Origin of the sequence: Nocardia sp. NPDC050630 (genome assembly GCF_044457245.1) — a bacterium.
GTDB lineage: Bacteria > Actinomycetota > Actinomycetes > Mycobacteriales > Mycobacteriaceae > Nocardia.
Genome location: NZ_JBITGN010000003.1, coordinates 35,570 through 48,092, shown reverse-complemented (window position 1 = coordinate 48,092; position 12,523 = coordinate 35,570). Strand labels below are relative to the sequence as shown.

Sequence of the window (12,523 nt, the reverse complement as noted above, 5' to 3'; positions counted from 1 at the left end):
AGATAATAGAACTAAACCGCCTTCGATGGAACCGGCCCCTTCGGACCGACCTGACGGCAACAACCCGCCGACAGACCGGTCCGTCCCAGCTCATTGGTTCAGCGTCAGTACCGACGGGCGCCCGCGTAGGGCATCGACGACATCGGCGACATGATCACGCCGGTCCCATAGGTGGACGCGTGGATGACCTTGTCGTCACCGGCATAGAGCGCCGAGTGGCTACCGCCGTAGAAGGACACCACATCACCGAGTTCCAACTCGTCCCTGGCAACCGGGGTTCCCGACGACAGCTGCTCATAGCTGGTGCGCGGCACCTTCACACCGGCCTGCCGGTAGGACCACTGCACCAGCCCGGAGCAGTCGAAGGCATCCGGCCCCGTCGCGCCCATGCTGTATCCGGTGCCTACCTTGCCGCGTGCCGCCTCGACGGCGATCGCGCCGTGGGTGCGTTGCGGCGACACCGCGGGTCCCGGTGTCGCAACAGGCGGCTTGACGCCGAGAACACCGGTGAGGAATGCGAGTTCGTTGCGGAACATGTCTGCGGGGAAAGTTATCCCCGTTCCCGGAATCGTCGCGAGTGCCGGAGGCTCAGCATCCGGAACCACGGCAGGCACCGGAGCCGATCGGTCACCCCACGGGATCGCAAGGGGCAGCGAGCGCTCCGCCCCCGGCCCCACCGACGGTGCCGACCGGTCCGTACCCGGTATCGCGAGCGGAGCCGACCGCTCCAATCCGAGCACCCCGATGGGTATAGAAATTTCCGTACCCGGAATAGCCAGCCGAATCGAAAATTCCTTCCCGCGGACCTCGACAGGCGCGATCCCCGGGACATTGACGGGATTCTCGACCGCGGGGATCACAGGGAGCGGCAACCGCTCGATTCCCAGCGCCCGCAGCGGCACCGCGAACCCGGGAACCGAAACAGTCAGCGGCGCAGAAAGCTCCTCGCCCTGCACCGCAGCAGGCGCGGCGCGAGAAGGAGCAGCGCGGTTCTCAACCGCGGGATTCAGCGGAAGCGCCGACCGCTCGACCCCTGAGGCCCGCATGGGCATCGCGAGTCCGGGCACTGGAACAGTCAGCGGCGCGGAAAGCTCCTTACCCAGCGTCGCGACAGGCGCGGCCTCCAAAGGAGCAACCTCAATAGTGGGAATCAGCGAAAGCGGCAACCGCTCGACACCCAAGGCCCGCAGCGGCACCGCGAACCCACGATCCGAAACAGTCAACGACGCAGAAAGCTCCTTACCCAGCGTCGCAACAGGAGCGACCTCCAAAGGAGCAACCTCAATAGCGGGAATCAGCGGAAACGCCGAACGTGCGATGCCCAAGGCCCGCATGGGCACCGCGAGACCGGGTCGCGGAAGCGGAGCCGCAAGTTCCTTGCCCTGCACCGCAACAGGCGCGAGCCCCGAAGGAGCGAGCTCGATAGCAGAAGCCAGTGGAAGTGCTGAACGCTCGATATTCAGAAATGCAAGAGGCGTCGAAAACTTCGCGCCCGGAATTGTTGGTGGAATAGAAAGTTCATCGGCCGGAACCCCGAGCGGCATATCGAGTTCCGCACCGGGCACCGCGGGTGGCGCCGAAAGTTCCTTCCCCGGAACTTCAGCCGGCGCTATTTCCGAAGGCGCGACGGAATCCGCTACCGCGGGAATCGGTGTGGGCAACGCTCGCCCATCCGTCGGGACCTCTGTGCCGGGAATCGAAAACTGATCCGGGACTTCGAATGTTCCGACACCCGGAACGGTCAGCGGTTGGGCTGACGCCTGACCTCCTGCGAGCAGTGTCGCGGCGATTGCCGCGCCTGCGATGAGTCCCGCGCCGACGGCCCATGGGAGCACGCGCCGCAGGAAACGAGAATATCGACCCTCCGTAGTTGATGCCATGATCCGGTCCTCCGATGCTCGTATCGAAGTTCCTGGCTGGCCGTGCGACGCCGAACTGCATTGGCGTGTAGGACTTCACCAAGACCTCGAATGAATTCGAAAACCATCACGGTGATCTGTCGTCCAGCGGATCCGATCGCCATATTTCGCGCAATAATCACCAATTCCGCGACACGACACGCGCATTAACGATAACGAAAGTGTAACTAAAATGAAATGCCTCGCCGCGGAACCGCTTCCGCGACGAGGCATTACGGCACACCGAATTGGCTCAGGCGATGATCTGCTCCTCGATCTGCTCGGCGAGAGTGCGCAGTTTCGCAGCGAATTCGCGCGCCGCCGCCGGATCATTGTTCGAGCTCTTGACAACTCGTCGCGTCAGCGCGGCGAACCGCGACTCCACCGCGGCGAACAGATCGACGGCCCGCTCATTCGATCGCTCGCGCAAATCTCCGCGCAGCCACGCCTGCAGTAATTCGACCACCTCATCCTTGTCGAACCGCTCGGGCAGCAGCGCGACGGCCTCGCGAAGCTTGCCCGCGGTGACCTTCATATCCTTGGCAGCGGCAATCGTGGTGTACACCGTGACCGCCGCATCGTCGCCGTGCTGGGCGGCCACCGGCAACAGTTCTCGAACCTGCCCCTCATTGATGGCGGGCGCGACCGGATGCAATTTGGCGGCGAGCGGCCAGGCCCGAATCAGCTTGTGGGCGTATGACCGCTGCATATCCCAGCGCTGCTCCACATACTCGTCGAAGCTCGCATACCGATCTCGGTAGAGCCGACCGTCGCGAACTATTTGCAGTGCCCGTCCGGCCGACCAGAAGGCGACCCGCAGGCCGTCGATCGAGGATTCGCAGGTCGTCAACTGCGCCTGCTCGCGCTCGTCGAGCGGACCATCCGGCGCGGTTTCGTTCGGCGTTGGCAGCGGCATCGTCAAAACATTCGCCTCGGCCGGCGGCGCGATCACCTCCAGCGACGCCGTGCTCAGCGGGACCGTTCGCCACTGGGCATCCCGCAACGGGGACACCGGGGGCGTGTGCTCGGCGCTATCGGCCAACGGATTCGCGCCGCCGATCGAGCCCTTACCGATCGAACCCTTCCTACGTTGCGGAGGCATCAGGCGGGTACCTCCACCGCGACCCGGTACGGACTCACCAACTCCTCGCCGACCTGCCGATATTCACCGAGATCCATGATCGGATTCTCGGCGCCCTCACCGACCTCCCCGTCGGCGGCCTCGCGATACCACTTCCACGCGCTCAAATAGGATTCGAAGACGTCATAGCCCGCATCCTCCAGATTTCCGCGCTGCGTACGGTATTCGGTCGAGACGTTCCTGCCGTTCTTCATCGTCACCGGAACCTTGGTCATCAGTACCCGTACCCGGATCTCGCGGCCGCTATCGGCAGCGGCCTCCTCGGCCGCCTTATAGGTACTCGGCACCCGCTTGACCTCCGAGGGGCTGACGCTGGTCAACAGAATCAGCTCATCGGTCTGCGGTATCGCGGCCTTGAATATCTCGGCCGACTCACCACCGGCATCGATGATGATCACGTCGAACTTCCCGGCATTGTCGGTAATACAGTCGTCGACATGTCGCGAAGGGAAGGCGATGAGGTTGAACGGCACTTCGATCCCGCCCTTGCGCAGGCGCCGGTACCAGGAATATCCGGTCTGACTGAGCGGATCGGCGTCGATGACGAGCACACGCAATTCGTGGACCTGTGCGAAATATGCGGCCAAGAAAAACGCTGATGTCGTCTTACCGACGCCGCCTTTGAGATTTCCGAGCGTTATGACCAACGGCTCGGGTAGTTCCAGTGGCGCAACAGAATTCTTCATGGACAATCCTCCGGGGGTGAGGAGTGCAGAACTGTGGCGGTCCCAAGTTTCGCATAGTGAAGATGAATTCCCGCTGATTGCGGACCCGCCATTTACGCGCGCGCGTGCGTTGTGCGCGATTTGGGCGGCGAAGCTGTGTCCAATTGGACACACCCGGCACACTGGCGCGCCCCATCGAACGGAAAGACAGGTGATATGCCCCTTGACCGGATATTGCCGACGCCGGAGGCCTGCGATCCGATCGAGCTCACCGCGAAATCGCTGACAATGTCTCGAGACTCGCGTGGTCGAATCCTTTCGTGCACCGAACCGATCGAGGTGACCCGGCGCACCGCCGACGGTGACGAGCAGCCCGGGTTCGCCCACTCGGCACCATCCTGGAGGCACTGCGCCGCATCGGGGCGGACCGGCCGGCCCGATCGCCGCCGCGATCAGCGGACGTGCGAGAGGGCGGGTACAGGACCAAGGTTCGAAGGCGTGAACCTCCATGGCGGCCGCACCGACTTCTACACCCCGTTCACCGGGACCGACGAGGCGTCGCGCGGCATCTCCTGTTCCTGGCACCCAGCGCGGGTCTGAGTTCACGTAAGGTCGAGGAGAAGGATTGGCCTGCGCGGAATGCCGCCGCCTATTTACCCATCAATTGACTGAAAGTCATTGAGGGACAACGACTTTCGATTGCATACACCGCTTGGACTCAGGTCGCCTCGGCATCGCGACGATCGCGACGACCTCGCGCAGCACGCCATCGACAATCCCCCGCTATGCCGAGCAACGAGGGGCCTTCGCCCGCCACATCATCGACCATCAGGGCCTCGGTTTCGTTCTCGCCGATATCGCCGCCGCGCTGGATTCGGCGCGCGACCTACCTCGACGTCGCATGCCGGACTCCCCTACTCGCGTCAGGCCGGTGTCGCCAAACTGATCGCCACCGCCGCCGCGATGAAAGTCACCGCCGATGCAGTGCAGGCCTTCGGCGGCTACGGCAACACGCGGGACTTCCCGGTGGCGTTATGCGCGAGGCCGGGGGGCACGCAGATCTTCGAGGGCACCAATCAGATCCAACGTCTGGTCATCGCCCGCCAGCTCGCCGGACAATGGACACGGCGGGACACCGCCCGCCGCCAAGCTCAGCCGAGTCTCCGCAATCCACCAGTAAACTCGGCGATGACCTGCACCGATGACGAAGGGGCACGAGCGATGCTGTGGGTACTGATCGGCGTTGTGATCCTGCTCGCGGCGGCCTACGTCATCTATCAGACGCAGCAGACCAGACAGCGCGCGGCACGCGAGTTCGACGATGCGGCCGCCGACGCCAGGCAGATGATCGAACGGCTCGCAGGTCAGGTCTACAACCTCAGCGGTAGCAACGAGGCGGCGAAGCAGGCACTCGCCGACGCCTCGGAGCGACACATCGCGGCCGGATCACAGATCGAGCAGGCGCGCACGCCTGCCCAGGCGCGGCTGGCGAAGCAGACCGCGGTCGAGGGCATGTACTACATCCGCGCGGCGCGCACCGCGATGTTGATGGATCCAGGCCCGATAATTCCGGCGCTGGACGGTCAGGACACCGCCGGGCGGGTCACCGAGAAGCGCGTCGTCGAATACGAGGGCCGCGAAGTCGCCGCATCGCCGAATCCCTCCACGGAGACGCCGAATTACTATCCGGGCGGGCGCGTCGCCGGGCGGCCGGTGCCCGCGGGCTGGTATTCCGAGCCGTGGTGGCGGCCCGCATTGCTCGGCGGCGCTTGGGGTTTGGGGTCGGCACTGCTGTTCTCCTCACTGTTCTCCGGAATGTCCGGGGTGGGGTATGACGTGCAGGGGTTCGAAAGTGGTTACGGCGAGGGGTATCAGGACGCGCTCGACGCGCCGAGTGGGGATCAGGGTTACGACTCAGGGGATCAGGGCGGGTACTCCGACGATCAGGGTGGATACGACTCCGGCGGTGGATACGACTCCGGCGGTGGGTACGACTCCGGCGGCGGGTTCGATGGTGGGGGCTTCGACGGCGGCGGGTTCGATGGGGGCGGGTTCGATGGCGGTTTCTGATGCACTGAGCGGCACGAGTCGCTCCCTGAGCACAACCGACCCTTAATTGTCTGAGACGCCTTTGTCTCGCGAGTGATCCCAAACGGGGAACAACTTTCGCGAGCCGGATCCCAGAAACCGACCTCACGCCAGGGGCCGACGCCTGGCGGAGGTCGGCTCCGCACCAGAGGCGACTGCAGGGTCGACAGCTCCGGAGTTCGGCACTCTTCTCGCCGCCACACCTCGGAAGCCGACCCACGACCGGGACCGACCACCCCGGCATGCCTGCCGCTCCGATAGAACAGACCCGTGCCACCAACAGTCTCAGACAGACCCCCTCTCCCCGTCAACCCCAACCGATCTCGACCCCGATGACGCCCCCAACCAAATCGATGCGGCCCCCTCGCCCCCGACCCGGTAGACTCCCCGACGTCCCGATCGGTGCCCCGGCACCACCAGTTAAGCCCTCGTAGCTCAGGGGATAGAGCACCGCTCTCCTAAAGCGGGTGTCGCAGGTTCGAATCCTGCCGAGGGCACAACATTTCCCCAGGTCATCTCGGCATTTTCCGAAGGTCGACCACCTCTGCACCGCCTTGAGTACGCAGAGAGTACGCAGTAGCGAAGTTGGTTCGCGCCGAGTTCAATCTGTTCGCCACTTCGTCGAGATCGTCGTCGAACAGATCGGCGTAGTAATCCAGGGTTGTACTGGGCTTGTCGTGCCCGAGCATCCGTTGCACGCCGAGCACTGAGGCACCCTCCGAGACCGCCAAGGACGCGGCGGTATGCCGCATCTCGTGCGGAGTGAACCCGCGAAGGTCTGCCGCCGCTGCAGCGCTGTTCCACCAGGCGCGGCGCATGTTTCGGACACGAAGGACGGCACCGCGGCTCGACGTGAAAACCTCAGCATCGAGGCCCTTGCCCGCCAGGTGCGCGGCCATCGGCTTGGTGAGGAATTCCGGGAACGGGACACTTCGCCGCTGGTGATCCTTCGGGGCCTTGACCACGAGCACGCCGTCGACCTCCGTGATCGTGCGTTCGATCTGGAGTCGCCGCCGGAGCATGTGGACTGCGGACACCTGCAACCCTGCGAGTTCGGCGAACCGTAGTCCGCAGTAGGCGAGAACCATGACCATCAGCCAGTTTTCGCCCGCGCATTCGGCCAGCCGTTCCACTTCGACACCGGAAAGGTAGCGACGTTTGGCGAGGCGCTGTTTCGGCCGCTTCACGGTGGAGCACGGATTGACAGCGATACGACGGGTTTTGACCGCGTAGTCGCAGATTCGGGATAGCACGCCGAGGTTCTTCCGGACGGTGCCGCCCGCAGTGCCGCCGTCGACCTGATCGTTCACCCAGTTCTGAATGGCGTCGTGGTCCAGGTCCGCTAGGCGCACAGTTCCCCACGTGGGCTTGATATGCTTGCGTACGACGGACTTGTAGCGCGAGCGCGTCGACTCTTCCCAGTCGGGATTGGCCCCCAGCCACGCTTCGGCCACGACCGCGACCGTCACGCGGCCCGCTGAGGGTGGAGCGTGTACGCCAGTGACGACAGCTGCGGTCTGCCCGTCGAGCCACGCTTGCGCGTCGGCCTTGCGGGCGAATCGCCTTGTGTGTTCCTTGCCCGCGCCGTCGACATAGCGGGCGCGCCAGCGTTTGCCCTTGCCGTCCAGTTTGGACGGAACGCGCCGGACCGTGCCGTCTGGCTGGCGCTCGTCCTTGGTCCAGAGGTCTTCGACTCCGGCCCGGCGGTTCCGTCGTGCGGCCATGGTTACGCGGCTCCTCCGGTCTGGATCTGGGCGGCTTCCTGGTCGGCGATCCAGGCTTCGACGACGCTGAGCCGCCAGACGCGGCGGCGGCCGAGTTTGAAACTGCGGCGGCCGATGTCGTTGCCGATGTGTGCCCAGTAACGCCAGGTTGCGGCGGGGATGCCGGTCAGTGCTTCGCAGTCGGCGGCCTGGAGGTAGCGCTCGGTCATGGTGGTCTCCTCGGTTCGGTTTGGTGCGTGGGGTGCCACAGCCGGTGCGCTGCTGGCACGTCCGGTGCGTTTGGTGGTGCATGACGCACCAGCAGATGTTGTGTGGTGCGCGCCGGTGTCACACCCGGTGCGCAGAGTGGTGCGCGGGTTGTCACCCCCGGTGCGCGCGGTGCTGCTTGTCGTGTCAACAACTCGCGCGATGGACTGTGTTACCCGCCGGTAGTTTGCGGTGGTGCGCAGCTCGTTCGATGGCATTACGCCACCGACTTCATGCGTTGACCTGCACGGATATCCCGGAGGGCGGCGCGGCCGTCGCGGGTGAGCGCCTCGAGTGTCACGGTGGTGACGCCGAGGGTGACAGACAGTGGTGCGGAGGTGACAGCGGCGCGTACCAGGGCAGCACCGGCTGGTTCGGTGTGCACGATCAGTAGCCGTGCGCACCGGTCGTCGACGGCGCGTTGGCCCGCTCGTGTCGCCTGCTGCACCAGGTCGGCGGCGCTGGTGTCGGCGGTGGTGATCACCAGTACGGCCTCGTTGACACCGTCGGTGCGCAGAACTTGGCCGTCATAGGGGTAGCGGCGTGGGTGGTGCGCTCGGTAGCTGAGTTCGCGCTCGGACTCCCATTCCTCGCGTGCTGTGGCACCGAGTGCGATGCGTGTGCGGGCGACGGCGCGACCGCGGATCGACCACAAGGGGGAGGGTTGCCAGTCCGGACGGGAGTGGCCAAAGAACCAAGTCACCGCGCGGCGGGTCGGCACGATCCACTTCGGTCCGGCGCCGATGCGTCGCAGCGGATGCACCAGGCCCGCGGTCCGGAAGTTGGCGGCGAGTTCGTAGACGTGGTTGCGGCCGGTGCCGAGGAACTCGGCGAGCACGTCGACTTGCATGGCCCGCTGCTGCACCAGCCCGCAGAGTGCGCGGTCTTCCCGTTGGGTGCGGATATCGCGGTGTCCAGTTTTCTGGACAGCGGAGCCGGTCATTTCGCCTCCACTTTGATGTTGTCGCCGGTGAAGTCCGCCCACATCTGCGGGAGCGCGGAGACGGGGAATCGGAAACCATTGCGCCAGCCGATCTCCCAACCGGGATGCTCATCGTCCGGGTCGGTGTGGGGGTGGTCGACGACCCAGGTGAGGCGGCGGCCGTGCCTTATGAAGGGGTAGACATCAAACCATTGGCTGTCGCTGTAGACGGCGATGCCGTCGCCGCCGTGGTAGGCATGCGCGATGCCGCGTGCGGCGAGTTCGGTGCGCAGCAGCCACAGTCGCAATCGGATGTGGTGGGTCAACTCGTAGCGAGTCCGGCGGCCCAGGTGTCGGGCCGAGCGCCCGATGGTGGCGCAAAAGGAGATGATCATCGAAGGTCCTCGGTGGTTTTCGCGCCGCGTCGGCGGCGGCGATGGTTTGGGTTCGGGGTTCGGCCGGCGGCCTTCATCTGGGCGCGGGTGGCACGGAACTTCGCCCATTCCTCGTCGAAGTCGCCGACCGCGAACAGCAACGACGCCGGGCGCAGCTCACGCGGGAGCCGGTCGTGCGCGGCATCGACGACGCGCAGGACGTCCTTGCCTCGGCACAGGTACAGCAGTCCGACCATGGGTGGGTCCGCGTCGCGGGCGGCACGAAGAGCGCCCTTCAGCGCCTTGTCCATGTTCGCGGTGCTCTTGGCGGTCAACTCGACTTCCAGCGCCCACCACCCGTAGGTGCCGTCGACAACGCCGAGGAACCGGCCGTCGTGGATGTGGCCGGTCTCGCGCCGACGACGCGAACCCGACTGCCACGCAGCGACTTCCGCGTCGTGACGCAACCGGCGCTCCGATATCCACGCGTGCGGATCGGTGCCGACAAACATGACCCGGGCCTGAGCCACGGCCCGGTAGTGCTCGGCGTCCTTGAGCGGTGGGCGCCACAGCGTGGCAGGCATCCAGCCCAAGAAGCTGCCCGCGGTTTCCCGCGTCGGCACCAACCACTTCTCCCCTGCCTGCACCTGAATCAGTTGCGGCAGCATCAACCGGTCCATACGCAGCTGCCGAGCGAGGGTCCAGGTATGGCTGATATCCATTCCTAGGAACTCGGCGAGGACATCGAGTTGAACCCCGTACATATCGACCGCGAACGCAACAGCGTCGTTCACTCGTGCGTTCACGCGGCGTTCTCGACCGCTGCGGAGCAGTCGTTGAACGGTGGTGCGGGGCAAGCCGACCAGCTCACCTATCTCGCCGTGTGTGCGACCCTGTGCGTGCAGGGCCGCGACTTCGCCGAGTGCGGATTCGACGACCTTCGCCGAGATGTTGAGTGCGTCGCGGATGTCCTGGTAGGAGGCTCCATCTGCACGCATTTCGCGGATGAGCCGGTTGCGACCGGCGGTGCTGCCCCTCTTCTTGTGGTCCCTACGGCGGCGCGGAGTTTCGTTAGCGGTACCGGCGGTGCCGGACCCGCTGTGCTGCGAGTCCGACGCCGGACCACCCTGACGGGTAGTCGTCATCGAGTAGACCCCCTTCCTGCATGGATTAACGAATTACCTTGTGCGGGTAGGTGACTCATCGGCTGCGCTCCACGCCGTATCCACGGCTGTAGTTGTTATGAGGCCGTTCCGGTTCCCGGTGTGGGTGGATGTCGCGTTCCTTGAGTGGCGAATTCGTATCGATCCAGCTCATCAACTCCCGCATCCGGGTCTGGGCATCGCGGGCAGCCACGTGTGGATCGGGCAGTTGCGGCCGCTCACGAGCAGGCGTCAGAACATTGGGCGTGTTCCTGATCCGCGCGCTGACACGGAATCCGTGGTCCGGATATCGCGTCGGGTGATCGACGTGGGGCTTCGGCGCGCTCGGTGGTTCCAGAGGCGCAGTGCGGAGCCGAAATTCGGATTTGGCGCGAACGTGGTAGCTGAGACGGTCTGGCCACAGCTGATCCTCGGGCACTTGCACCGCCTCCGCGATCGCGGACTGATGACGCGGGTAAGGAACCGTTCCTCGTTGTATCCAGCGCCGGACCTGAGTCGAAGTGACGTGGAGTTTCTGGGCGAGTTGTTCTGGAGTCATTCCCGCGTCGAGCACGGCTTGCTGCAGCTGCTCGTTAACTGGCTTGTTCGGCCGATCCGGCCACAGATCATCGGTCGATACTCCGACCATGACCGATACCGAATGCTGATGCTTCGGGTACGGGACCCGACCGCTACTGATCCAGCGTTCGACGGTCTTCGGGTCGACTTCCAGCCTTTCGGCCACTGTCTGCGGTGTCAGCTGCGCCTCGCGCATCGCGGCTCGTAAACGCTCATTCGGAGTGCTCATCGGGAACGCTCCACACCACCGTCGCGCAGGTAACCGCGGACCACTGAACTCGTAAAGCAAGGCCCGCCGGTCGTGTAGGAGTAGAACGGCATTCTCGGCACCGGGACGGGCGGGTGAATGTCGTGTTCCTTGATCGGCGAGGAGGCATCGACGTAACTAATTAGTGCCTGCATCCGAGCCGACGACCCGAGATCAGCGGTCGAATCAGGCGAAACCGTCCGGGTCGGTCCGGCATGTGGGGCCGGAAGTGGTGCACCGCTGCGCCGGTCGAACGGCTGCAACAGGTCCTCGACCTCGTAACCGGGAAACATTCGTTTCAGCACCGGGCGGTGATGCTCCTGGGGCTTGGAATCGCCCCACATCCAACGGCGGATCGTCCGATGGTTCGGGGCCAAACCCGCCCGATCGCCCCAGACTGCCGCTGCCGCCCGGTCGTATTCGAGCGCGAAACGGTCTTCGGTCCAATCCTGACGCCGGGAAAGTGCACGCAGTACCGTTCCCGGCTTATCCGAGGGGCGGCTCATCGCGACCGCCTCCGATCCGCCTTGCGGTCACAGCTGGTCGGTGCGGCGCGGAGATCGCGCTCCTTGATGGGCGCGGTCTTGTCCACCCAAGCCAGGACCTCGGACAGGTCACGGCCGTCGTTGCTGGCCATCCATTTCGCCACGGCTTCCCGCTCGGCGAAACCCGGTTCACCACGACGCGGCGCGGTTCGATGCGATTCCCCCGCACCTACATATGCGTCACCAGCAACGGGGTTCGGTGCTGACCATCGATCTACACTGGACATGCTTCAAGGTCTCCAATCCTGAAGTAATGACCGAGTGGGTAGCCGCCCAACTCGATCGTCTGAGCTCCCCGGTAGTTCGCGCTGCCGGGGAGTTTTTGTTGCAACGCCTCAATCGTTGTCAACTAGGTCAATCATAGGTCAATCAGTTATGTGTCGACAAGTGCGCAACGTGAGTGACGCTGATTCACCCCCTACCATTGACTTCATGAGCGAGTCTGCTGCCTCGACGAAGTACCAGGCCATTGCAAACGATCTTCGACAGAAGATCGCCACTGGGGCGTTTGAAGTTGGCGGCTTGCTGCCGACCAAAGCCGAGCTGATGGCCCAATACAGCGTTGCCCTCAACACGGTCGACAAAGCGTTGGATGTACTGCGTGATCTCGGTCTTATTGAATCGCAGCAAGGGGTTGGTACGTTCGTCCGCGCCAAAGAACCGGTGCAAGAGGCGGACCTGAGAACCCGCGTTCACCAGCTTGAAACTCAGGTCGCAGAACTGTTCGAGCTGCTGGACCAACGCCCGCCGACCCGTCGGGGCAATGAACCGCAGTAGGTTCGGAGCCGCTCGTTCGATCGGGTTCTGTGTCATGCATTCAGCAAAGCCCACCCCGCATAGCCAGCACACCATGTGAAACCCCATGTGCGACAGCGCTATCCGATGCGAACAGTCATCCCCAGCGATAGCCAACACCTTGGGCGTATCATCGCCCAAGGTCACGGACATCGTG

General features: G+C 64.5%; 14 protein-coding genes, 1 tRNA gene and 1 pseudogene. 5 read left to right on the top strand and 11 right to left on the bottom strand.

Annotated features, from left to right (window positions below; translation table 11 throughout):
• Positions 1-104: 104 nt before the first annotated feature.
• The 3 genes from ACIBG0_RS10605 to ACIBG0_RS10595 all read right to left on the bottom strand — a co-directional run bounded on the left by ACIBG0_RS10605 (position 105) and on the right by ACIBG0_RS10595 (position 3,725).
• Positions 105-1,880: an NlpC/P60 family protein gene (locus ACIBG0_RS10605; protein WP_397031345.1), complete on the bottom strand. Its 1,776-nt coding sequence runs from the start codon at positions 1,878-1,880 to the stop codon at positions 105-107.
• Positions 1,881-2,151: 271 nt separating this feature from the next.
• The gene (locus ACIBG0_RS10600; RefSeq protein ID WP_397031343.1) at positions 2,152-3,000 is read right to left on the bottom strand and encodes a hypothetical protein; all 849 of its coding nucleotides are present in this window, start codon (positions 2,998-3,000) and stop codon (positions 2,152-2,154) included.
• Complete coding sequence (locus ACIBG0_RS10595; RefSeq protein WP_397031341.1) at positions 3,000-3,725, bottom strand: ParA family protein; 726 nt, start codon at positions 3,723-3,725, stop codon at positions 3,000-3,002. Before ACIBG0_RS10595 ends, ACIBG0_RS10600 begins: the two co-directional genes overlap by 1 nt.
• A 691-nt stretch (positions 3,726-4,416) precedes the next feature.
• Here ACIBG0_RS10595 and ACIBG0_RS10590 point away from each other — a divergent pair.
• The 4 genes and pseudogenes from ACIBG0_RS10590 (at position 4,417) to ACIBG0_RS10575 (ending at position 6,289) form a co-directional block, all read left to right on the top strand.
• Positions 4,417-4,650, top strand: a complete 234-nt coding sequence (locus tag ACIBG0_RS10590; RefSeq protein WP_397031973.1) for an acyl-CoA dehydrogenase family protein — start codon at positions 4,417-4,419, stop codon at positions 4,648-4,650.
• Positions 4,647-4,754 (top strand): annotated as a pseudogene (locus ACIBG0_RS10585) (hypothetical protein); the annotation flags it as partial. The gene ACIBG0_RS10590 and the pseudogene ACIBG0_RS10585, both read left to right, overlap by 4 nt.
• 174 nt (positions 4,755-4,928) lie before the next feature.
• On the top strand, positions 4,929-5,774 hold the full coding sequence (locus ACIBG0_RS10580) for a DUF1542 domain-containing protein (protein ID WP_397031971.1): 846 nt from the start codon (positions 4,929-4,931) through the stop codon (positions 5,772-5,774).
• Positions 5,775-6,216: 442 nt separating this feature from the next.
• Positions 6,217-6,289: transfer RNA gene (locus ACIBG0_RS10575), tRNA-Arg, on the top strand.
• A 15-nt stretch (positions 6,290-6,304) separates the two neighbouring features.
• On the opposite strand, the gene ACIBG0_RS10570 is transcribed toward ACIBG0_RS10575, so the two are convergent.
• From ACIBG0_RS10570 to ACIBG0_RS10535, 8 genes are all read right to left on the bottom strand, one after another.
• Complete coding sequence (locus tag ACIBG0_RS10570) at positions 6,305-7,516, bottom strand: tyrosine-type recombinase/integrase (protein WP_397031339.1); 1,212 nt, start codon at positions 7,514-7,516, stop codon at positions 6,305-6,307.
• Positions 7,517-7,518: 2 nt separating this feature from the next.
• Positions 7,519-7,725 (bottom strand): helix-turn-helix transcriptional regulator, encoded by a 207-nt coding sequence (locus tag ACIBG0_RS10565; RefSeq protein ID WP_397031337.1) that lies wholly within the window; start codon positions 7,723-7,725, stop codon positions 7,519-7,521.
• Positions 7,726-7,979: 254 nt separating this feature from the next.
• Positions 7,980-8,705, bottom strand: coding sequence for a hypothetical protein (locus tag ACIBG0_RS10560; protein ID WP_397031335.1), 726 nt, complete (start codon positions 8,703-8,705; stop codon positions 7,980-7,982).
• Positions 8,702-9,079, bottom strand: a complete 378-nt coding sequence (locus tag ACIBG0_RS10555) for a hypothetical protein (protein ID WP_397031333.1) — start codon at positions 9,077-9,079, stop codon at positions 8,702-8,704. The genes ACIBG0_RS10560 and ACIBG0_RS10555 overlap by 4 nt, the downstream gene beginning before the upstream one ends.
• Positions 9,076-10,056, bottom strand: coding sequence for a hypothetical protein (locus ACIBG0_RS10550; RefSeq protein ID WP_397031332.1), 981 nt, complete (start codon positions 10,054-10,056; stop codon positions 9,076-9,078). The genes ACIBG0_RS10555 and ACIBG0_RS10550 overlap by 4 nt, the downstream gene beginning before the upstream one ends.
• A gap of 202 nt (positions 10,057-10,258) precedes the next feature.
• Positions 10,259-11,008: a hypothetical protein gene (locus ACIBG0_RS10545; protein ID WP_397031330.1), complete on the bottom strand. Its 750-nt coding sequence runs from the start codon at positions 11,006-11,008 to the stop codon at positions 10,259-10,261.
• Positions 11,005-11,532 carry a hypothetical protein gene (locus ACIBG0_RS10540; RefSeq protein ID WP_397031328.1) on the bottom strand — a complete coding sequence of 176 codons (528 nt, stop codon included), beginning with the start codon at positions 11,530-11,532 and terminating at the stop codon, positions 11,005-11,007. The genes ACIBG0_RS10545 and ACIBG0_RS10540 overlap by 4 nt, the downstream gene beginning before the upstream one ends.
• On the bottom strand, positions 11,529-11,798 hold the full coding sequence (locus tag ACIBG0_RS10535; RefSeq protein ID WP_397031327.1) for a hypothetical protein: 270 nt from the start codon (positions 11,796-11,798) through the stop codon (positions 11,529-11,531). The genes ACIBG0_RS10540 and ACIBG0_RS10535 overlap by 4 nt, the downstream gene beginning before the upstream one ends.
• 205 nt (positions 11,799-12,003) lie before the next feature.
• Here ACIBG0_RS10535 and ACIBG0_RS10530 point away from each other — a divergent pair, with 205 nt between their 5' ends.
• Positions 12,004-12,348, top strand: a complete 345-nt coding sequence (locus tag ACIBG0_RS10530) for a GntR family transcriptional regulator (protein WP_397031325.1) — start codon at positions 12,004-12,006, stop codon at positions 12,346-12,348.
• Positions 12,349-12,523: the final 175 nt, after the last annotated feature.